The organism is Vreelandella hamiltonii (assembly GCF_014651795.1).
Lineage (GTDB): Bacteria > Pseudomonadota > Gammaproteobacteria > Pseudomonadales > Halomonadaceae > Vreelandella > Vreelandella hamiltonii.
The window spans coordinates 56,759-77,421 of sequence record NZ_BMXO01000008.1; the positions used below are offsets into that span (position 1 = coordinate 56,759).

The 20,663-nt window shown below is 59.4% G+C and carries 20 protein-coding genes and 1 tRNA gene; 9 read left to right on the plus strand and 12 right to left on the minus strand.

From position 1 onward, the window contains the following. The first annotated feature begins 274 nt into the window (after positions 1-274). Positions 275-649, plus strand: a complete 375-nt coding sequence (locus tag IE061_RS09685; RefSeq protein ID WP_039178096.1) for a histone-like nucleoid-structuring protein, MvaT/MvaU family — start codon at positions 275-277, stop codon at positions 647-649. A gap of 122 nt (positions 650-771) precedes the next feature. On the opposite strand, the gene IE061_RS09690 is transcribed toward IE061_RS09685, so the two are convergent. After that, a complete protein-coding gene (locus IE061_RS09690) occupies positions 772-1,611 on the minus strand; it encodes a helix-turn-helix transcriptional regulator (RefSeq protein ID WP_193461516.1) in 840 nt (279 codons plus the stop codon). 364 nt (positions 1,612-1,975) lie between these two features. Between IE061_RS09690 and IE061_RS09695 the strand changes: the two genes are divergently transcribed. After that, a complete protein-coding gene (locus tag IE061_RS09695; protein ID WP_193461517.1) occupies positions 1,976-2,305 on the plus strand; it encodes a hypothetical protein in 330 nt (109 codons plus the stop codon). Between the two features lie 9 nt (positions 2,306-2,314). Here IE061_RS09695 and IE061_RS09700 read toward each other — a convergent pair whose 3' ends face one another. Genes IE061_RS09700 through pilB form a run of 6 tightly spaced genes read right to left on the minus strand, consistent with a single transcriptional unit; the run spans position 2,315 to position 7,951 of the window. Then, a complete protein-coding gene (locus tag IE061_RS09700; protein ID WP_193461518.1) occupies positions 2,315-3,178 on the minus strand; it encodes a DNA replication terminus site-binding protein in 864 nt (287 codons plus the stop codon). Positions 3,179-3,191: 13 nt separating this feature from the next. After that, entirely contained in the window at positions 3,192-3,425 is a 234-nt protein-coding gene (gene yacG, locus IE061_RS09705; protein WP_081135456.1) for a DNA gyrase inhibitor YacG, read from the minus strand. Between the two features lie 34 nt (positions 3,426-3,459). Further along, on the minus strand, positions 3,460-4,059 hold the full coding sequence (gene coaE, locus IE061_RS09710) for a dephospho-CoA kinase (RefSeq protein WP_193461519.1): 600 nt from the start codon (positions 4,057-4,059) through the stop codon (positions 3,460-3,462). Positions 4,060-4,071: 12 nt separating this feature from the next. Continuing rightward, a complete protein-coding gene (locus tag IE061_RS09715) occupies positions 4,072-4,914 on the minus strand; it encodes a prepilin peptidase (protein ID WP_081135461.1) in 843 nt (280 codons plus the stop codon). A 41-nt stretch (positions 4,915-4,955) separates the two neighbouring features. Then, positions 4,956-6,185, minus strand: a complete 1,230-nt coding sequence (locus IE061_RS09720) for a type II secretion system F family protein (protein ID WP_193461520.1) — start codon at positions 6,183-6,185, stop codon at positions 4,956-4,958. A gap of 8 nt (positions 6,186-6,193) precedes the next feature. After that, the gene (gene pilB / locus IE061_RS09725; RefSeq protein ID WP_189463020.1) at positions 6,194-7,951 is read right to left on the minus strand and encodes a type IV-A pilus assembly ATPase PilB; all 1,758 of its coding nucleotides are present in this window, start codon (positions 7,949-7,951) and stop codon (positions 6,194-6,196) included. A 242-nt stretch (positions 7,952-8,193) separates the two neighbouring features. Here pilB and IE061_RS18240 point away from each other — a divergent pair, with 242 nt between their 5' ends. The 5 genes from IE061_RS18240 to IE061_RS09750 all read left to right on the plus strand — a co-directional run bounded on the left by IE061_RS18240 (position 8,194) and on the right by IE061_RS09750 (position 10,834). Beyond that, a complete protein-coding gene (locus IE061_RS18240; RefSeq protein WP_189463021.1) occupies positions 8,194-8,631 on the plus strand; it encodes a pilin in 438 nt (145 codons plus the stop codon). A 33-nt stretch (positions 8,632-8,664) separates the two neighbouring features. Then, positions 8,665-9,105: a pilin gene (locus tag IE061_RS09735; protein WP_229800770.1), complete on the plus strand. Its 441-nt coding sequence runs from the start codon at positions 8,665-8,667 to the stop codon at positions 9,103-9,105. 116 nt (positions 9,106-9,221) lie between these two features. Next, complete coding sequence (locus tag IE061_RS09740; protein ID WP_189463022.1) at positions 9,222-9,701, plus strand: anti-virulence regulator CigR family protein; 480 nt, start codon at positions 9,222-9,224, stop codon at positions 9,699-9,701. Positions 9,702-9,822: 121 nt separating this feature from the next. After that, positions 9,823-10,635: an inositol monophosphatase family protein gene (locus tag IE061_RS09745; protein ID WP_189463023.1), complete on the plus strand. Its 813-nt coding sequence runs from the start codon at positions 9,823-9,825 to the stop codon at positions 10,633-10,635. A 122-nt stretch (positions 10,636-10,757) separates the two neighbouring features. Beyond that, positions 10,758-10,834, plus strand: a tRNA-Pro gene (locus IE061_RS09750). Between the two features lie 47 nt (positions 10,835-10,881). Here the strand turns inward: IE061_RS09750 and IE061_RS09755 are convergent. Beyond that, complete coding sequence (locus IE061_RS09755; protein WP_189463024.1) at positions 10,882-11,091, minus strand: hypothetical protein; 210 nt, start codon at positions 11,089-11,091, stop codon at positions 10,882-10,884. A gap of 255 nt (positions 11,092-11,346) precedes the next feature. Here IE061_RS09755 and IE061_RS09760 point away from each other — a divergent pair, with 255 nt between their 5' ends. After that, complete coding sequence (locus IE061_RS09760; RefSeq protein WP_189463025.1) at positions 11,347-14,058, plus strand: cation-translocating P-type ATPase; 2,712 nt, start codon at positions 11,347-11,349, stop codon at positions 14,056-14,058. 54 nt (positions 14,059-14,112) lie between these two features. Here IE061_RS09760 and IE061_RS09765 read toward each other — a convergent pair whose 3' ends face one another. From IE061_RS09765 to ppnN, 3 genes are all read right to left on the minus strand, one after another. After that, the gene (locus IE061_RS09765; RefSeq protein WP_039178069.1) at positions 14,113-14,316 is read right to left on the minus strand and encodes a hypothetical protein; all 204 of its coding nucleotides are present in this window, start codon (positions 14,314-14,316) and stop codon (positions 14,113-14,115) included. A 104-nt stretch (positions 14,317-14,420) separates the two neighbouring features. Next, a complete protein-coding gene (locus IE061_RS09770; protein WP_081193248.1) occupies positions 14,421-15,149 on the minus strand; it encodes a sulfite exporter TauE/SafE family protein in 729 nt (242 codons plus the stop codon). Positions 15,150-15,182: 33 nt separating this feature from the next. Next, positions 15,183-16,565, minus strand: a complete 1,383-nt coding sequence (gene ppnN, locus IE061_RS09775; protein ID WP_308428117.1) for a nucleotide 5'-monophosphate nucleosidase PpnN — start codon at positions 16,563-16,565, stop codon at positions 15,183-15,185. A 215-nt stretch (positions 16,566-16,780) separates the two neighbouring features. Here ppnN and IE061_RS09780 point away from each other — a divergent pair, with 215 nt between their 5' ends. Continuing rightward, the gene (locus IE061_RS09780) at positions 16,781-17,680 is read left to right on the plus strand and encodes a LysR family transcriptional regulator (RefSeq protein ID WP_193461521.1); all 900 of its coding nucleotides are present in this window, start codon (positions 16,781-16,783) and stop codon (positions 17,678-17,680) included. 32 nt (positions 17,681-17,712) lie between these two features. Here IE061_RS09780 and gcvP read toward each other — a convergent pair whose 3' ends face one another. Continuing rightward, positions 17,713-20,604, minus strand: coding sequence for an aminomethyl-transferring glycine dehydrogenase (gene gcvP / locus IE061_RS09785; RefSeq protein WP_193461522.1), 2,892 nt, complete (start codon positions 20,602-20,604; stop codon positions 17,713-17,715). Positions 20,605-20,663: the final 59 nt, after the last annotated feature.

Below are 20,663 nucleotides of genomic sequence, written 5' to 3' on the forward strand. Positions count from 1 at the left end.
CGCCGCCCTTTGGGGCGGCGTTTTTGTTTCTGTCTGCTTGAAATAGGTTGTTGTTAAGGGGGTGCAAGCGTTGCTATAAGTGGTATGCGCAATTGTCACATCGCCTTTAATGGCATTAGAGTGTATAAAATTGTTTAGTAAAGGCGCTAAAATCAACTAGACTATTGTCAATCAGTGGATTTAAGGCAATAATGTGTCCGCATTCTGAAATAGTCGGTGTTGAGTTTCCCGGCTCAGTGCCAAGGTAGTTATCTTCACTCTAAAAGGACCTCCCATGTCTCTGTTAAATGATTACATCCAAAAAGAACAGCAGCTTAAGCAGCTTCAGGAAGAACTGCAGCGCTTGGAAAACGACCAGCGTCTGAAAAGTGAGCTCGAGTTTAAAGCCAAGCTGGAAGCGTTAATGACCGAGTTCGGCAAGCGCCCTGGTGATGTCATCGCTCTGCTGGACCCCGCTGCTGACCAGCGTGGCGCTCCCAAGGCACCGGCTGCTGCTACTCGCCGCAAGCGCCGCCTGAAGATCTACAAGAACCCGAACACGGGTGAAGTGATCGAAACCCGCGGTGGTAACCACAAAGGCCTGCGTAGCTGGAAAGACGAGCACGGCGATGACACCGTCGAATCCTGGCTCGTGCGCCTGGAAGATTAAGTGAACAACCGGCATTTCTCCCCAGAAGTGCCGGTTTTGTTTTAGCAGTATCAAAGTGTTGCCACCCCGGCCAGGTAATGCTCTCCACAATTTCCCAGCCTTCTCCCTGTATTGAGCAGTGATTATGTCAGGCGTTGCAACGGTACTTTGAGTTCCAGACGTCCCTTGCGCCACAGCACATGGGGTGTGTCCCCGCTAATGTGATAAAGGCTCTGGTGGTAGTGCAGTTGGCACAGTGTTGCCGTCAGCGCATCCGAGAGCTCGCTAAAGTCATCAAACAGCGTTACCGCATAGTGTTGTGAGGGAATGTCGATACGCCGATATTCAACCGGTAAAGCCACACTGTCGGTGCTCGCCTGGTTTTCGATATGCAGCCCGATATCGGTGCGTAGTTTATACTGCTTGGTCGTGCTGTCGAGTGCCAATACTTTGTCTGCTAGCAGGTCAGGGAGGGCCACGGCGGGGGTAGAACCGCCGAGTTGAGCTTCCAGGCATGCGAGATGGTTGGTATGGCGCTTATGATTACCCAAGCCGCTGATGGCGTGTGCCGCCTTGTAGATACGCATATAGACGGCTTGGCGGGGGCCGCCTTGCTTTATATCCGTGGTAAATGACTTTAGTGGCGGCTTCAGGTGATGCCTATCGTTGAGAGCCTGGCGATAATGCCTGGGCGACAGCTGGTAGCGTCGCTGGAAGGCGCGTGAAAAGGATGAGTGATTTACATAGCCGCACTGCGCGGCGATATGCGCTATATTTTGCTGGGTCAGCGATAGCAGTACAGCGGCACGCTCCAGTCTGCGCTGCTCCCGGTATGCTCGGGGTGACATGTTAAAGCACTGGCGGAACTGTCGCCGTACCTGTGAGGCTGAATATCCCAACTGCCTGGCGAGATCTTCGATACTCAGCGGTTGATCAAGCGAATCTTGTAGCCAGATTTCAGCTCGTGACATTGCATTGAACACTATCTGGCCTCCTATGCGGGTTCAACAGGTAGCTTGCGACTGACCTGCCTGTGCACTCTCCCGGTGCGTTTGGTGACTCATGACCTGGTAGGCCATCTCTGGTGGCAGTGCGTGCCGGGGCATGGAAATAGACAGAGTGGCCGTACCTTGCCAGCGATGACGTAAAAGGTATTAGCATAAATCACCTGTTCGGTTAGTCATTGTTACCGATGGTGAGATCATCGCGTTGCTGTCTTTATGCTTCCAAGCGGTAGCAAAGGCAAGTTTGCTCTTAAAGAATACGCGTTTGTGCACAGTTTTTGATTAAAATGGCCTGTTGCTCAGGCATGTCGACCATTTTCAGTAGGGTGTAGATGAAACATCAATGAAATATCACAAGGTTTCTAAACAGCTGGATGAGCGTGAAAAGCTACGCAAGTTTCGTGAGCTGGATGACGCCTTTGCCCAGGCGCTGCGTCAATTGGAAGACCCTGACAGTGATTTCGATATTCCCACCGGGCCGCCAGTGCGCTCTCTGGCAGAGCTAGAGGCAGAAGATCAGGCGGACCAACAGAAGCGGCGTGATGAGCTGTTCGGCGAGCGCCTGCATGCGCTGATGGCCGAGTACGACCAATCGGCAGGGGCGTTGCGCGAGTTGATCGATACGTTGCTCAAGTACAATGTGTGGGCGTTGGAGGACATACCCGGTGAGTGAAGGGGGCTGCTAACGGTAGCGGAAGACCCGCAGGCTGGGCAGAAACACCTCGCTCTCCAGCTTTTCATCCCGTCGCTTTGCGCGGGTGCGGGCTATGGGCGCTGTTTGTGGTGGCGTTTTGATATCGGGTAGACGCCCCTCTGGCGCAGGGACCACAAGGGGCATGGCCACGTTGAGCGCTCGACGCGTGTGGCCATCTGCCAGCGGTTCGGTGTAGAAAAGGTTGGCGCGCATCAGCGGGGCCTGGTTCTGTACCTGGGCCAGCACTTCCTGACTGGGGAGGCTGGCTAACTTGTGCAACTGGATGCGTACATGAGGCGCGTCGGTGTCCAGTTGCAGTAGCTTCTGCTCCGCTTCCTGAACGCTTATGCGTTTGATGGAGCGGCCGCTGGTGTACCAGGCAAAGCGAATTCTGGCGACAGGGGCTTCGGCGAGAGGGATCAGTCGCCAGCACTGCTTCAAATGTAGCCTGGCCAACCCGCTTTGACGCAGCACGCTGTCCAGGTCAGGGTGACGGCGAGGGAGCCGCTGCCTGGCTTCGCTCAATGCAGTAGGGTGGGCCTGTTTGATGTGCCTGAGCCAGTCACTGATCGCCTGCTTGGCATGATTGACGTCATGAAAGGCCTCCAGTAGTGCTTCGTCCGCCGCGATGACTCCAATGTAATTGCGCGTTTCACGCCCATCCTGGGCTTGCTGATGCCACATGTCCAGCAGCGCACGGCGTAGCCAGCCGGGATCGCTGAGGCCATCGAAGCGCCACATGGGCAACGGCTGGGTTTCATAAAGCGAAACGGCTTGTTCAATGGCTTGCATCAACCGATCGAAACGGTCATCCAGTTCATGCAGTAGGCGGTAGGCGGGCGAGGACGACATCGTGGGTCAGGCCTCAGGAGAGTGGGGCATCGCGATCCGCCTGGGCCAGCAGAGCGTCCATATCCGCTTCATCCATGGCCGACTCGCCGGAAATACGGTGTGACTCATCGGCCCAGGCACCCAGGTCGAGTAGTTGGCAACGCTGGCTGCAAAACGGTCGATAGGTGCTCTGTGTGCTCCACACCACCGGCGCGGCACACTGTGGGCAGGCGACTTCCAGGGGGGCGTCATTAGCAGCGCTCTTCATGCATCTCTCCTCTCATGGCTCAATCGTGCATTACTCAATCGTGCGCTATCGTGCAGTAGCGTCGATGCAGCGTGACGACCTGATGCTGCAGGTGTTCCAGGCTGCCGCTGTTATCGATCACGTCATGGGCACGGCCGAGCCGTTCCTGGCGCGATAGCTGGGCGGCGAGGATAGCACGCACCTGGGCTTCACTCACCCCGTCGCGCGCTAAAGTGCGCGATAGCTGCAGCTCCTCCGGTACATCGACCACCAGTGTGCGTTGCGCCAGCGCATCCTGGCCCGACTCGAACAGCAGTGGCGATACCAACAGAACATAAGGCGAGTTCAGAGCAAGCTCCTTTAGCCGCAACTGCAGGCGTTCACGAATGCGCGGATGGGTTTCGCTTTCCAGCCAACGGCGCTGTTCGGGGTCGCTGAAAACGATCTGACGCAGCGCGGCGCGGTTCAGGCCACCATCGGCATCGAGTATCTGTTGGCCAAAACGTTGTGCAATCGCTGCCAGTGCGGGCTCTCCGGGCATGACCACTTCGCGGGCGATATCGTCGGCATCTACCCAGCCCACCTCTAGTTCGCCAAATGCGCGTGCCACGGTGGACTTGCCGGAGCCGATACCGCCTGTCAATCCGATGATCATCATCGCCTCCGGTCAGAAGAGTGAGAGATAAAGGGCCATCAGCTCATTGCCCGCCAAAAGCCCTAACCAGCCCGCCAGGGCGAGAAACGGCCCGAAGGGCATCGGTTGGCCACGCAGTCTGGGCATCGTCGCTTGAAGCGTCAGCCCGATGATCGCGCCCAGGCCAGCTGAGACGATCAGTAGTAGAGGCAGCATTTCCCAACCCAGCCAGGCACCCAGCGCTGCCAGTAGCTTGAAGTCGCCAAACCCCATGCCTTCCTTGCCGGTGAGTAGTTTGAACAGCCAGTAGAAGCTCCAAAGGATCAAGTAACCCGCCATGGCGCCAATCACGGCACTGGGCAGCATCAGCGGTTGAAACAGCAGCTGGTACAGTAGCCCCATCCACAGCAGGGGTAGGGTGAGAATGTCCGGCAGCAGATAGGTGCGCAGGTCGATGACCGCCAGTACCAGCAGCGTCAAGCAGGCCGCGTACAGAAACAGGCTGGTCAGCGTTGGGCCATGCAGCTGCATGACGGCTACCGCCAGCAGCCCACCCATGAGTTCCACGACCGGGTACTGGGGGCTGATTCGTGTGCGGCAGTTGGCGCAGCGTCCACGGCGTTTCAACCAGCCCAGCAGGGGCAGGTTATCATGCCAGGCAATGGCGTGCTGGCATGAAGGGCACAGTGAAGCAGGGTATGCCAGGTTGAAGCGGGGGTGCGCTTCGGCTGGCTGTTCCAGCGCGACCAGGGCTTCGTTGCGCCACTGGCGCATCAGCATGACGGGCAGCCGGGTGATGACGACGTTCAAGAAGCTGCCGAAGCACAGCCCCAGCATCAGCGAGATAGCGAGCAGTAAGGTTGGCGATAAACCCATGGAGATCCTGAAGTGAAATAAGCGTGTCGATGGCCGAGCGATTAAAGCGCCGTGCCGATTTCGAAAATGGGCAGATACATGGAGACCACGACACCGCCTACCAGGGCGCCCAGGACCACGATGATAAGCGGCTCCATCAGCGATGTCAGTGCATCGACCTTGTTATCGACTTCTTCTTCATAATAGTCGGCCACTCGGTTGAGCATGGCATCCAGTGAGCCCGCCTCTTCACCAATGCTCACCATCTGCACTGCCAGCGCAGGGAAGCGATTGGTCATGCGCATGGCAAAGTGCAGCTGCTGGCCGGTAGTCACGTCCTGACGCACTTCGTTGATGGCCTTTATGTAAACACGATTATCGGCGGCACCCGCCGCCGTTTCCAGCCCTTCTACCAGCGGCACCCCGGAAGCAAAGGTCGTTGCCAGCGTCCGGGTAAAACGAGACACCGCGGACTTGTGCATGATGTCCCCGATCACCGGCAGCTTGAGCAGCAGGCCATCCAGCCGATAGGCGAGTTTTGGAGAGCGCCGGGCTGCCGCCTTGAGCAGCATCACACTGCCCACCAGGCCGCCGATGGCATGCAGCCAGTAGCGCTGGGCCATATCAGAGAGGTTGACGGTAAACTGCGTCAGCGCTGGCAACTCGGCACCAAACCCCTGGAACATGCTCTCGAACTCGGGAACCACCTTGATCAGCAGCAACATGGTCACCCCAACCCCAATGGCCATGACCGCCGTGGGATACCAGAGCGCTTTCTTGACACGATTTTTCAGCGATTCGACCTTTTCCTTGTAGCTGGCAATACGCTCCAGCATCTGGTCCAGCGCACCGGCCTGTTCACCAGCATCCACCAGGTTGACGAACAGACGGTCGAACTGCTTTGGATGCTTGGCCATGGCCGTGGAGAGGCTGTCGCCGGAAGAGACGTCTTCCATGATCTGCTGAGTCAGCGCCACCATGGCGGGCTTCTTGAGGCTCTCGGAGACCGCTTGAAGGGCCTGAAGGATGGGGATGCCTGCGCGTACCATGGTAGCCATTTGCCGTGCAAACACCATGATATCGACATTGTTGACCTTGCCCCGGCCGCTAAAGCTGCTGCGTTTTTGGATCTTGCCGGCGACGATCCGTTGCCTGGCGAGCTGATCGACGATATCGGCCTTGGTTCTGCCGATCAGCTCCCCCTTCATTGGGCGGTCCTGGGGGCCTTTCCCCGACCACTTCCAGCGGTGCAACGGGGCCGGTTTGGCGCGGCGCGCCTTGGCTTTGGCCATGCGAGGGGTCACTCCTTGCTGATACGGTTAACTTCGTCGAGGCTGGTACTGCCATCCAGCACGCGGCCGAGGCAACTTTGGTAGAGGCTGGGATGACCTTCGCGCCTGGCCTGCTGATCGATCTCGATGGCGTTGCCGTCGCGCATGATCAACTGGCGCATGTCGTCGCTGATGGGTACGACTTCGTACACCCCGATCCGGCCCTTGTAGCCTTGGGTACACTGCTTGCAGCCCACCGCATGATGAATGGTGGCATGGCGAATGTCCTGCTGGCTAAAGCCCGCCTTGCGCAGCGCTTCTGCGGGAATGTCGGCAGGTGCTTTGCATTGGTTGCATAGCTTGCGCGCCAGCCGCTGGGCGATGATCAGGCTCACCGAGCTGGCAATGTTGTACGTGGCCACCCCCATGTTGGCGAGGCGCGTCAAGGTTTCGGCGGCGGAGTTGGTATGCACGGTGGAGAGCACCAGGTGGCCGGTTTGTGCAGCCTTGACGGCGATTTCCGCCGTTTCCAGATCGCGGATCTCACCGACCATCACCACGTCCGGGTCCTGGCGAAGGAAGGCGCGTAGGGCGCTGGCGAAATTGAGCCCGATCTTGGGCAATACGTTGACCTGATTGATGCCGGATACCTTGATTTCCACCGGGTCTTCCGCCGTACAGATATTGCGCTGCACCTGATTCAGGATATTGATGCCGGTATACAGGGTCACGGTTTTACCGCTACCGGTAGGGCCGGTGACCAGGATCATTCCCTGGGGTTTTTTGAGCGCACTCTCGTAGGCGGTTTGCTGTTCTGGGGTGAACCCCAACTGGTCGATCCCCAACTGAGCAGACGTGGGGTCGAGAATCCGCAGTACGACCTTCTCGCCCCAGACGGTGGGCAGCGAGTTGACGCGGAAATCGATCGAGCGGGTGCGTGACAGCTGCAGCTTCAACGCGCCATCCTGGGGGAGGCGGCGCTCGGAGATATCGAGCCGTGACATGATCTTCAAGCGCGCAGCAATGCGATGTCGAAGGGCAAACGGTGGCCGAGCAATCTCCACCAGCATGCCGTCGATGCGAAACCGCACGCGATACTGCGTCTCGTAAGGTTCGAAGTGAATATCCGAAGCGCCCCGGCTGATGGCATCCAGCAGGATTTTATTGACGAACTTGACGACTGGCGCGTCTTCGCCGCTTTGGGTCGCCTTGTCCAGCGTGGTCTCGCTACCATCTTCGTGCTGGATGATGTTGAGCTCACTGACGGCATCATCCACATCTTCCAGCTCATCCAGCATGCTGCGTTCGTTTTGCGCCAGGTACTGCACCAGCGTGTCGCGCAGCTGATCCGCTGGCGCCAGTACGCCGTCCACACTGAGCCCCGTGGCAAACTGCAGCTCGTCCAGCTGGGTCAGCGTGGCGGGGTAAGGCACCGCCACGGTGAGGCGATGGCCGTGACGTGCCAGCGGTAGAATGCCCAGTCGCTCCAGAATCTTGACGGGGTAATCGTTGGCGGCAGGCAGGGCGGTGACGCGCAGGGCTTCCAGGTTCACCACTGGCAGGCCGTACTCCCAGGCGGCGGCGACGGCGGCCTCGTCGGCGGGGACCAAGCCACTATCGACCACATGCTGCAGCAGCGAAATCTGGAGTTCGGCAGCAGTACTTTCTGCAATGGTTGCCTGGGCATCCGTAAGCAGGCCGTGCTTGACCAGCCGTTTGGCGATGCCCCGCAACCCCCCGTTCAGGGCAGCATGGCTCAGCGTAGACTCAGGGGCAGGTTGGCTCATGGCATACTCGGCAGCGGGCAAATGAAACGGAATGCAATGCTGAGGGTTGTACCATATTTACTGTTCCTGAGGTACCAGCCACGTACAGGTTCCATACCATGAAATAAGCCGATTATCGGGGCATGTCAGGAGGATAAAGCTGGTTGCCAAGGGGGGGTGGGTAAGCTAATGTAATCAGCAAGCAAGGCTGATGTTCAGTAAGCTTTGGCCTGATGACTCCTACACTGCAAGGGAACCTCGCAATGCAAACGACCCAACCCAACCAACCCCGCCGCTTCAAGCAGCAGGGCTTTACCCTCATAGAGCTGCTGATTGTGGTGGCTATTATTGGCGTGCTTGCTGCTGTGGGTGTGCCTCAGTATGGTAATTATTTGGATCGCTCAGCTGTAGGTGCATGTACCGGAGAGCTATCTTCTTATCGAAGTGCAGTCATGTCTGAGTCTGCTCTATCAAATGATGATGCCTCAGCACTAGCAAGTAGAGTTGCTTTTGATTTTCAGGCTTGTGATCTTAATGACACGGGAGACCGCGAAGACGTGGTAGAGGCTTTTATCTCAGATGGCACCTCAGATCCGATTGAAACTCAGCGTGACCGTGGTAATGCGAGTGAGGTAGTTATCAGGATTCAAAGTGGACGTATTTTTGCAGGTGCGCCAGCTGATGCAAATGCCGGCACTTAAGGTGGTTAATTAATAATTATTTTGCGTTATGTTATGTATCAGGCCGCTTTTTCAGGAGCGGCCTTTTATTTGGCTCTACTATATGAAAACAGTATGCGAACCCTAGCCAGCGGTTTTAGTCTGATTGAATTGTTAATCGTGATAGCGGTGATAGCCCTTTTGTCAGGAATGAGCCTGCCCGCTTACTTGGCTTACCTGGACCGTTCCGCCTTCAGCGCCTGTCAGCAAGAGCTAAGCACCTTTAAAACACGCGTATTGGCAACGGATCACCTGGATGAGGTCCTTGAACCATACCACTTCGCAGCCTGTTCCGTAGGCGAAAGCGACCAGCCAACTCAGTTGGCTGTCGCCGATGCTTTGCGCGGCGTATTCGATGGCGATGGCACTTCCCTTGTGCTGAATACCCAGCGTCCAAACGTTCAGGCCCGCATCACGAGCCAAGGGATGGTCGAGCGCGTCATGGCACCTGAGTGAAGTAAGCCGTCTTATCACTTTACTTGCATACAAGTTCGCGAATTTTACACACTCCCTGCGTAATTCCCTCATACACTAGTGGCTTCTTCAGGCAACAATACTTCCGGGAGCCCATCATGAAACCACTTTCTCTTGCCGTGCTCCTTGGCACGCTGTGCTGGCACGGCCTGGCGAGTGCTCAGCCTGCGCATGCCCCCGCCCATGGTGCCCGCGGCCACCAGGAGCAGCAGGTGGGCCAGGGCGGGCGTGAGCATCGTCAGGAATATCAGCGGGAGCATCGCCATGAATATCGCCGTGATCGCGAGCATCGCTCGGAGCGCTATATCGATCTGCCGCGTATCAACGAGCGGGAGCTGCTCGGCCTGCTGCGCCAGTACGAAGCCCCCCGCGCCGAGCCGCTGCCGCCCGGCATACAACGCCAGCTGGAGCGGGGCAAGCCGCTACCGCCGGGGATCGCCAAGCGCTTCGATGGCCCCATTGCACAGCAACTGCCACGCTACCCAGGCTATGAGTGGGAGCGCGTCGGGGCAGACGTGGTGCTCATCGAAGCCGCTACACGGGTGGTGGTAGATATATTGGTGGACGCGCTGCGTTAACGAGCTTTTGGGGCGTGTTGAGGTCAGTCGCTTGAGCGAGCGTTCATGGTAATGCCATCGGCTAGCGCTTATGCTGATCTCTCTATTGACTCATCCATCGTTCGTTAGAAGAGGCAACCTGATGGCAGCGTATACCCTGGAAGCGCGCCTGGCGCTGGCAATTACCATCGCCGAAGAGGCGGGGCAGATGATCCGCGAGGCGCGCGAACAGCAGAACTTCGCCCAACGGCTTAAAGACGGCATGGAGCTGGTCACCGATGTCGATGTCGCTGTCGACCAGCGAATCAGCCAGCGCCTGGAAGAGCACTTTCCCGGTGAGGCAAGGCTTAGCGAAGAGCTGAGCCCCGAACAGGCGCTCTATCATCCCGCCGAGCAACTATGGGTCGTGGACCCTATCGATGGCACGGTGAACTTTGCCCAGGGCCAGCGCCATGTGGCGGTGTCCATTGGCTGGATCGAGCAGGGCGTGGGCAAGGTGGGCGTCGTTCACGCACCGTTTCTGAATGAAACCTTTAGCGCTGCCCAGGGGCTGGGGGCCTACTGCAACCAGCGGCCTATCCAGCCCAGCGGTGCCGAAACGCTGGCCAGCACGCTGGTCGGTACTGGGTTTCCCTACGACAAGCAGGCCCGCAAGGCTCTGCTGCCGCGTTTCGAAGCCGTACTGACCCACTGCCAGGACATCCGGCGCAACGGAGCGGCGGCGCTGGATATCTGCGACATCGCCTGTGGGCGCCTGGATGCCTATTACGAAACCGTATCCCCCTGGGATTTTGTGGCAGGTTGGGTGATCGCCCGGGAAGCCGGTGCACGCGTGGGGCATTTGGTCGAGGTGCCGGAAGGCATTCCTGCCGACCTTTTCCCTGAGCAGCTGTTGGTAACCGCCCCCGGCGTGTACGATGCCATGGCGACGCTGCTGGCAAGCGCGGATCGCTAGCCTGATGGGTGCTTTTCAGCGCAGCACGGCAAGCATTTGAAAAGAAAGCGCAAAAAGGGCTTTTCATTTGGCTGATAAAGCGCTAGTATACGCACCGTCCTGAAGCGAAAGCCAACGGGCATCGGAGTGTGGCGCAGCTTGGTAGCGCGTTGCAATGGGGTTGCAAAGGTCGCAGGTTCGAATCCTGTCACTCCGACCAATATCGAAAAAGCCGCTGCATTCATTGCAGCGGCTTTTTTCGTTGGTTCACTTTTTCTTCTTTCGATCATGGCGCATGAAGGGCAGTATTTTGGCCATGGTATCGGCCATCACCTGATCCAGCGGCTTATGGTCCACGCTGATGGCGGCGCGGGCCGCGGTATAGGTGCCTTTGTACTCACGCACAATGTCGCTGTCGCTCATGCTGTCGGGTAGGCCTTCCTTCTCTCGAATGATGTCGATGACCGCTTTCTCCATGCAGCACCTCCTCTGTGTGGCAATCCTTTGACGTACTCTGTGGGATGTGGCGCCGTCGGCGTTTGCTGTTGGGCTGCGTGACAGTCTAGTACAGCACTTTGCCAGGTTGCATGATGCAGATTAAATAGGCTGGCGTTTGGGTGCTCTTGATGCAAGTCAAGCTTTTAGCGGTGGGAGGCATCCTGCGTAGCTGGGTACGGTATGCTCTGGTGCAAGGTGAGATACCTACTCGAGAGCATCGACCAGGAGGCAGGGATGAGTCGCACAGGCAAGCAGGCTGCAACGCCCGAGGCATGGCATTGGCTATCGGTAGACGAAGCGTTGGCGCAGCAGTCGGCGACCCGTGAAGGCTTGAGCCGCGAAGAAGCAGCGGCGCGTTTGGCTCAGTATGGAGAAAACCGCCTGGAGCAGGCCCAGGGGCGCCCCTGGTACAAGCGGTTGCTGGCGCAGTTTGCCAATATCCTGATGCTGATTCTGGTGGTCGCGGCGGTGGCCAGCTCTCTGCTGGGCCACGTGATTGATGCGGCCGCCATCGTGGGCGTGGTGTTGATCATTGCCTTGATCGGCTTTTTCCAGGAAGGCAAGGCCGAGCAGGCGCTGGACAGTATTCGCAACATGCTGTCTCCCCAGGCAAACGTGCTGCGCGATGGCCAGCGTACCACGGTGCCCGCCGAAGCGCTGGTGCCGGGGGATATCGTGCTGTTCGAGAGCGGGGATCGCGTGCCTGCGGATGTTCGGCTGCTGGAAGTACGGCGCTTGAAAACCGATGAGGCTGCCCTGACCGGTGAGTCGGTGCCCGTCGATAAGCAGCCCGCGCCGCTGGCCCACGATACCGAGCTGGCCGAGCGTTCGAACATGGCGTTTGCCAGCACGCTGGTCGTGCAGGGGAATGCCCGTGGCCTGGTGGTGGCGACCGGAGGGCGCTCGGAAATTGGCAAGATTTCCGAGCTGCTGCGCAGTGTCGAGCAGATCAAGACGCCATTGCTACAGCAGTTGGATAGAGCTGGCCGAGTGCTGGCGGTGTTTATCCTGCTGGCCGCTGGGATCACGGCGCTGCTGGGTACCTGGCTGCATCAGCAGCCCTTGGGCGAGATGTTCATGGCGGCCGTGGGCCTGGCGGTAGCGGCCATTCCCGAAGGCCTGCCTGCGATTGTAACCATTGGCCTGGCGCTGGGCGTTCAGCGCATGGCCAGGCGGCGGGCCATCATCCGGCGGCTGCCCGCCGTGGAAACGCTGGGTTCGATTTCCACCATTTTCTCCGACAAGACCGGCACGCTGACCCGTAATGAGATGACAGCCCAGGCCATCTGGCTGCAGGATGCCCGTTTCACGCTCGAGGGTATCGGCTTTGCCCCGCATGGCAAGCTATGCCGGGAAGGAGCGGCCGCCGAGGAGCAGTGCAATGGACTGGCCCATGAGCCTGCCTTGCAGCGTTGCCTGTTGGCCAGCGTGCTGTGCAACGATGCCGAGTTGCACCAGGAAGATGAACGCTATCGCATCTTTGGCGACCCCACCGAAGGCGCGCTGGTGGTGGCTGCCGAGAAAGCGGGGCTCGACCACCTGGCGTTGCGCCAGCAGTACCCGCGTCTCGATGCGATTCCTTTTGAATCAGAGCACAAGTACATGGCCACGCTGCATGACCTTGAGGGTGGGCGGCGGCTGCTGGTCAAGGGCGCGCCGGATCGCATTATCGAAATGAGCAGCCATGTGATCACCGATGCAGGCGAAGCCCCGCTGGTGGCCAGCGAGTGGGAGGCGCATATCGAAGCGCTGTCATCGAGAGGCTTGCGGGTGCTGGCGATTGCCGAGAAGGCAATGGAAGAAGACGCTGAGCTCGACCACCCTCATGTGCAGTCGGGGTTGCGCCTGCTGGGGTTGATAGGGCTGTTGGACCCGCCCCGTGAAGAGGCCATCGAGGCGGTGAAACGCTGCCAGCGCGCCGGTATTCGCCCGGTGATGATCACCGGAGACCATGCTGCCACCGCCCTGGCCATTGCCCGGCAGTTGGGATTTCAGCACACCGAGCGGGCCTTGACCGGGCGTGAAATGGAGGCCATGACCGATGAGCAGCTCGAAGCGATCATTCTGGAGGTGGATGTGTTTGCTCGGGCGTCGCCAGAGCACAAGCTGCGGCTGGTCAAGGCCATGCAGGCGCGTGGAGGCGTGTGCGCCATGACGGGTGATGGGGTCAACGATGGCCCGGCGCTCAAACGGGCAGATGTGGGTGTCGCCATGGGCATTCAAGGAACGGAAGCGGCCAAGGATGCCTCTCAAATGGTGCTGGCCGACGACAACTTCGCCACCATCGTCCACGCCATCGAAGAAGGGCGTAAGGTTTACGACAATATCCGCAAGACGATTACCTTCATTCTGCCCACCAATGGTGCCCAGGGGCTGGCCATCATGCTGGCCGTGCTGGCGGGCACGAGCCTGCCGGTGACTCCGCTGCAGGCGCTCTGGGTGAACATGGTGGTGGCCATTACGCTGGGCCTGGCATTGGCGTTCGAATCTGGCGAGAAGGATCTGATGCAGCGCCCGCCCCGGGACCCAAAGGCGCCGCTGCTGGATCTCTTTCTGCTTTGGCGGGTGGTGTTCGTATCGCTACTGCTGCTGGTGGGCGTATTCGGTATGTTCAACTGGATTCTGGGGCAGGGGGGTAGCGAAGCGTTGGCTCGCACGGGCGCGGTCAACATGCTGGTGGCGGGCAGTGCCGCTTACCTGATCAACAGCCGCTATTTGCTCAACAGCACGCTGACCTGGAAAGGCGTGTTTGGCAGTCGGCCGGTGTGGGTTGCCATCGGGTTGGTCCTGCTGCTGCAACTGGGGTTCACCTACTTACCCTTCATGCAGTTCGTGCTGGTCAGCGAGGGGCTGGCTGCTCACCACTGGCTTGCCATTCTGGTGGGAAGCATGGCCGTGTATGGCGTGGTCGAGGTGGAGAAAAGCATCTTGCGCCGGAGGAGGTGAGTGCCACCGCCTGCCATGGGCAGGCAGCGGCAACGTCAGAGCGTTAAGAGGTGTTCAGTCACTCTGGGCTTTATGGTCGGCAAGGGCCGCTGTCACGGCTTCTTGCCACTGTCCTTCGGTAATGCCCCAGTGGTCGGCCTGGTCCTTGTCAGGACTGCCCGCCGCCGCCGCGTTCAGTTCTTCCGGGGAATAGCTTTCAAAACAGTGTTTGGCAAAGGCTTTGGCCTTGCCATCGCTCAACTGGTTGATCATTTCCATGGGTCGCTCCTTTCCTTGGTGCTGAAGTCAGAGATAAAGAGTCAAGAAGTATACATGACATGAATGCCGAGTACGGTTCGGCCGCGATCATGCCCTAGTATAGACTAGGCCATCAATGCATCCACGACGATCTTGATGGCAATCGTGGCCAACAGGCACATGATGAGCCTGTCGAACCAGCGATGCGGCAGGCGTTTGCCCAGCCTGGCGCCCAGGGGCATGGCTGCCAGAATGACCAGCAGGGCAGCCAGGCTGTACAACGAGCGCTCCCAGGTGAGAATCCCGGCGCTGAGCAGAGCCGGGATCTGTACCAGCGTGATCGCCACGAAGAACACCGAAATCGAGCCGATGAACACCGGGCGCTCCAGGCGCATCGCGTTAAGAAAGGTCACCGACGCCGGGGCGGACATGCCCGCCGCACCTTGCAGCACGCCTGCCACTAGCCCCACCGGCAACACGATGCGCTGCGCCAGTGGGAAAGGCAGCGTAAAGCTGCGGTTGGCCAGCTTGATGGCCAGGTAGAGCACGATGGCAGCCGCCACGCCCAGCGACAGCAGCGTGGGCGACAGCACCACCAGCCCCCAGGTGCCGATCACGATGCCCAGCCCACCGGAGAGGCCGAACCAGAGCAGAAAGCGATGCGGCAGCAGATGGTGGCGGTACTGCCAGACCTGCAGGGCATTGCTGAACAGGTTCGGGGCCACCAGCACGGCAATGGCCAGCTTGACGTCGTACAGCATGGTCAGCACGGGAATGACGATGACCGGTACGCCAGAGCCGATGGCACCCTTGATGATCCCCGCGGCCATCAGCGTCAGGAAAGCGACGATCATGCGGCGTTACTTAGATTACTTGAGTACATGGGCTTATGTGAGCACATAGCAGGGCGTGTAGGGCTGCCCGTCCAGTTTCATGCGGCCCTGGGCCACGAAAGAGCCGAGCAGGTCGTCCAGGCGCTGCATCAGCTCGGGCTCTGCGGTCAGTTCGAAAGGCCCGTGAGCCTCGATGGCCCGAATGCCCGGCTCTTTCACGTTGCCTGCCACGATGCCCGAAAAAGCGCGGCGCAGGTTGGCTGCCAGCTCGTGGGTGGGCTGCTGGCGGTGCAGCGCCAGGCTGCGCATGGCTTCGTGGGTAGGCTCGAAGGGTGCCTGGAACTCGCGGGCAATGGTCAGGCGCCAGTTGTAGTAGAACGCATCCTGGTGCTGGCGGCGGAACTCGCTGACCTGGTGGATGCCATCGCGCATTTTGCGCGCCACGGCCGCCGGGTCCCCGGTGATGATGGTGTAGAAGCGGCGGATCTCTTCACCCAGGGTGTAGACCAGAAACTCGTCGATCTTCTCGAAGTACGCGGCGGAACTGGCGGGGCCGGTGAAGATCAGCGGGAAGGGAGTGTCCTGGTTGCCGGGGTGCAATAGAATGCCCAGCAGGTAAAGGATCTCTTCGGCGGTACCCACGCCACCGGGGAACACGATGATGCCATGGCCCAGGCGCACGAAGGCTTCCAGGCGCTTTTCGATGTCCGGCATCACCACCAGCTCATTGACGATCGGGTTGGGAGCTTCAGCAGCGATGATGCCAGGCTCGGAAATGCCCAGGTAGCGGCCTTCCTTGCGGCGCTGCTTGGCATGCGCGACGTTGGCACCTTTCATGGGGCCTTTCATGGCCCCCGGGCCGCAGCCGGTGCAAATGTCCAGATCGCGAAGACCCAGGTGATAGCCGACGTCCTTGGTGTATTCGTACTCTTCACGGGAGATCGAGTGGCCGCCCCAGCACACTACCAGGCTCGGGTCGCGGCCCGGCTTCAGCGTGCCCGCCTTGCGCAGAATGTGAAACACGGCATTGGTGGTGCCTTCGCCAGTGCTGAGATCGAAGCGATTATGATGCTGGATCTCGTTATAGACGTAGACGATGTCGCGGATGATCGACGACAGGTGCTCACGAATGCCGCGTATCATGCGTCCGTCAACGAAGGCTTCCGCTGGCGCGTTGGTGAGCTTCAGGCGTATGCCGCGATCCTGCTGCAGCACTTCGATGTCGAAATCCTTGTAGGCTTCGAGAAGGGCCAGGCTGTCATCGGTAGGGCTGCCGCAGTTGAGCACGGCGAGGGCGCAGCGGCGCAACAAGTCATGCAACCCACTTTTCGAGGTGCTCTTGAGGCGATTGACCTCATGCTGAGACAGTACTTCCAGGCTGCCTTCGGGAGAAATAATGCTGGAAATGGTGGCGCGGGGTGCTGAAGGTTGCGTCATTGTATGGACTATCCCTGAGTATGATCATGACCAATCGGCATACTAGCATGCTGCTCTCTCACGTTCAGCTGCCTTGCCCTGCTACGGGCACCCGTGCCCGAGGCGGTCGTTTTTTATGCTAGGCTAGAGGCTTGGCGCCGGTAGGCATCCATTCCAGGCGCCCTGGTGATCCTCACTGTGACAGTGACCGTTAATGATGAAGTTGCCGGGAATCCATGTTCAACGCTCAATACTTTCGTACCTTTATCACGCTGGTGGAGACGGGCAGTTTCACGCGCACCGCACGACGCCTTGAAATGACGCAGCCAGGCGTCAGCCAGCATGTCAGAAAGCTGGAAACCTATCTGGATAAAGCGCTGATCGAGCGTCACGGGCGCAGTTTCACGCTGACCGAGTCTGGTCGTCGCGCCTATGACTACGCGCTGAAGCTGTTTGCCGAGCATGAACAGTTCAGGCATGGGCTGGACGATGATTCGCTGGATAGCGGCGAGTGCCGCATTGCCTCCCCGGGCAGCGTTGGGCTGATGTTCTACCCGTATATCCTGGGGCAGCAGCAGATGCACCCCAGCCTGACCGTCAACTACAGCTTTGCCTTCAATCATGAGATCGTCAACGACCTGTTGGAAGGGCGTTACGATATTGGCATCGTCACCGAGCAGGTCAACCATACCGAGCTTGCCTGCACCGTCTGGCACAAGGAGCCCCTGTGCCTGGTGGTGCCCGCCGACTTCGCGGGCAGTTCCTCGGCCGAACTGATGGGGTTGGGCTTCATCAATTACTACGATGGCATTAACCATGCCAACGCGCTGCTACGGGCCAATTTCCCCGACGAGTTCCGCTCCATGACGCATTTTCGCCACCAGGGGTTTACCAACGAAGTCAGCATGGTGCTGGACGCTGTGGCTCGGGGGTTGGGCTTTACCGTTGTGTCACGGCTGGTATTGGAAACTTCTCCCTGGCAGCGCCAGGTGAAGCCGCTGGCACTGCCGCAGGTCATTCACGAAGTGCTCTATCTGCTGCGGCGCAAGGATTCCGTGTTGCCCAAGCGTTACGAGAAGCTGCTCAAGGGTTTCCATGACCAGCGGCTACAAGAAACGACGCCTCTGGAACCCTGAACAGGGCCCCAGAGGCGCGAGGGGAGGCTTACCTAGAGGCGATATTCGTCAATGCTGGGGCACGAGCACACCAGTTGGCGATCACCAAAGACGTTATCCACTCGGTTGACCGATGGCCAGTACTTGGCGGCGGCGACGGCTTCGCTGGGGAAAGCCCCCAATTGGCGGTCATAGGGGCGCTGCCAGTCGCTGTCCATGACGTCGGCCTGGGTATGCGGCGCATTGACCAGCGGGTTGTTGTCCAGCGGCCACTCTCCATTCTCGATGCGCGCGATCTCTTCACGAATGGCAATCATCGCGTCGCAGAAGCGGTCGATCTCGTAGAGTGATTCGGACTCGGTAGGCTCGATCATCAGCGTGCCGGGTACCGGGAACGACATGGTCGGCGCATGGAAGCCATAGTCCATCAGTCGCTTGGCGATATCTTCTTCACTGATACCCGAGGCGCTCTTGAGCGGGCGGATGTCGATGATGCACTCGTGGGCCACATAGCCGTTCTGGCCGCGATAGAGAATCGGGTAGGACGGCGCCAGCCGTTTGGCGATGTAGTTGGCGTTGAGAATGGCGATCTCCGTTGCCTCGCGCAGCCCCCGCGCGCCCATCATTTTGATGTACGCCCAGGAGATGGGCAGGATCGAGGCGCTGCCAAAGGCGGCAGCAGACACTGCGCCACCGGGCTGTACGCCATCGATGGGCGTGACCACGTGGTTGGAAACGTAAGGAGCCAGATGCGCCTTGACGCCAATGGGGCCCATGCCTGGACCGCCACCCCCGTGAGGAATGCAGAAGGTCTTGTGCAGGTTGAGGTGCGATACATCCCCGCCGAAGTCGCCTGGGCGTGTCAGCCCCACCTGGGCGTTCATGTTGGCGCCGTCCACGTAGACCTGGCCACCGTGCTGGTGAATCACCTCACACACCTGACGAACGTGGGACTCGAACACGCCGTGGGTAGACGGGTAGGTGATCATCACCGCCGAGAGCCGCTCGCTGTACTGCTCGGCCTTATGGGTCAGGTCGGCCAGGTCGATGTTGCCGTTGGCGTCGCACTCGACCACCACCACCTCCATGCTCAGCATGGCGGCAGATGCCGGGTTGGTACCGTGGGCAGAGCTGGGAATCAGGCACACATCCCGGTGGGCTTCCCCTTGGGCGGCCTGGTAGCGGCGAATGGCCAGCAGGCCGGCATATTCGCCCTGAGCGCCAGAGTTGGGCTGCATGGAGATATGATCATAGCCGGTCACTTCCACCAGGAAAGCGGCCAGCTCGTCGATCATCTGATGATAGCCCGCCACCTGGTCGCGAGGCGCGAAGGGGTGCAGGTGCGCGAAGGCAGGCCAAGAGACCGGAAGCATCTCGCTGGTGGCGTTGAGCTTCATGGTGCATGAGCCCAGCGGAATCATGGCATGGGCCAGTGAGAGGTCCTTGTTCTCCAGGCGTTTCAGGTAGCGCAGCATTTCGGTTTCGCTGCGGTAGCGCGTGAACGTTGGATGGCTCAGGAAGTCGCTTTCCCGCTGGTACTCTGCCGGAATGCCTGTCAGCTTGCCTTGCACCACTTGCTCGTCGAGGGCGGCGACGGAAAGACCGTGCTCATCGCCGAGCAGCACATCGAACAGGGTCGCGACGTCATGGGCCGTCGTGGTTTCGTCGAGGCTGATGCCGACATCGCCATTGGCGAAATAGTGCAGGTTGATGTCATGGGTCATGGCGCGGCCATGGATCTTGCCTGCATCGACCTGGGTAAGGCGCAGCGTATCGAACCAGCTATCGTTGGCCAGCTGCACACCCGCCTGTTGCAGGCCGGTGGCCAGCAGGGTGGTCAGACGGTGAACGCGGCCAGCAATTTTGCGCAGCCCCTCGGCACCGTGATAAGTGGCATAGAAACCGGCAATGTTGGCCAGCAGCGCCTGGGCGGTACAGATGTTGGAGGTGGCCTTCTCGCGACGAATGTGCTGTTCGCGGGTCTGCATGGCCATGCGCAGCGCGGTCTTGCCACGGCTGTCTTTTGAAACGCCGATGATGCGGCCCGGAATGGAGCGCTTGAGCTTGTCGGAGGTGGCAAAAAACGCCGCGTGGGGGCCACCGAAGCCCATGGGTACGCCAAAGCGCTGCGAGCTGCCCACCACGATGTCGGCACCAAAGATACCGGGCTCTTTCAGCAGTACCAGGCTCAGCAGATCCGTGGCGACACAGGTCATGACGCCCTTTTCCTGGGCCTTGGCGAGCAGCGGCGCGAGGTCGGTGATGTTGCCGCTGGCGGACGGGTACTGAACCAGCGCGCCGAACACCTCCTCGTCTGCCAGTTGCTCCGCCGGTGCAATCTTCAGTTCGAAGCCAAAGAATTCCGCGCGGGTCTTGATGACGTCCAGGGTTTGCGGGAAGACGTCTTCAGCAACGAAAAAGGTGTTGGACTTGCTCTTCTTGTTGCCGCGCTTGCACAGTGCCATGGCCTCGGCGGCGGCGGTGGCCTCATCGAGCAGGGAGGCGTTGGCAAGCTCCATCCCGGTGAGATCCATGACCACCTGCTGGAAATTCAGCAGACCTTCCAGGCGCCCTTGAGAAATTTCGGGCTGGTAAGGCGTGTAGGCGGTATACCAGCCGGGGTTTTCCAGCACGTTGCGCTGAATCACGGCGGGCATGTGGGTATTGTAATAACCTTGGCCAATGTAGCTTTTGGCCACGCGGTTCTGGCGTGCCAGCTGGCTCAGGTAATCCAGGGCTTCTGCTTCACTACGGGGGGGGGCCAGTGCCAGTTCGCGGCCCAAGCGAATGTCGCTTGGCACGGTTTGCTCGATCAGATCTTCCATGCGCTGCAAATCGAGCGCTTTTAGCATGGTGGCGACATCGTCGGGGCTAGGCCCGTTATGGCGTTTGATAAAAGCATCGTGGTCGGCCAGTTCGGCCAAACGGCGTGTTTCAAAAGGCATGGGAAGGTTCCGAACGTGATGAGTAAACCGTGGGGTCTCAGGGCAGCCGGTTCAGCGTG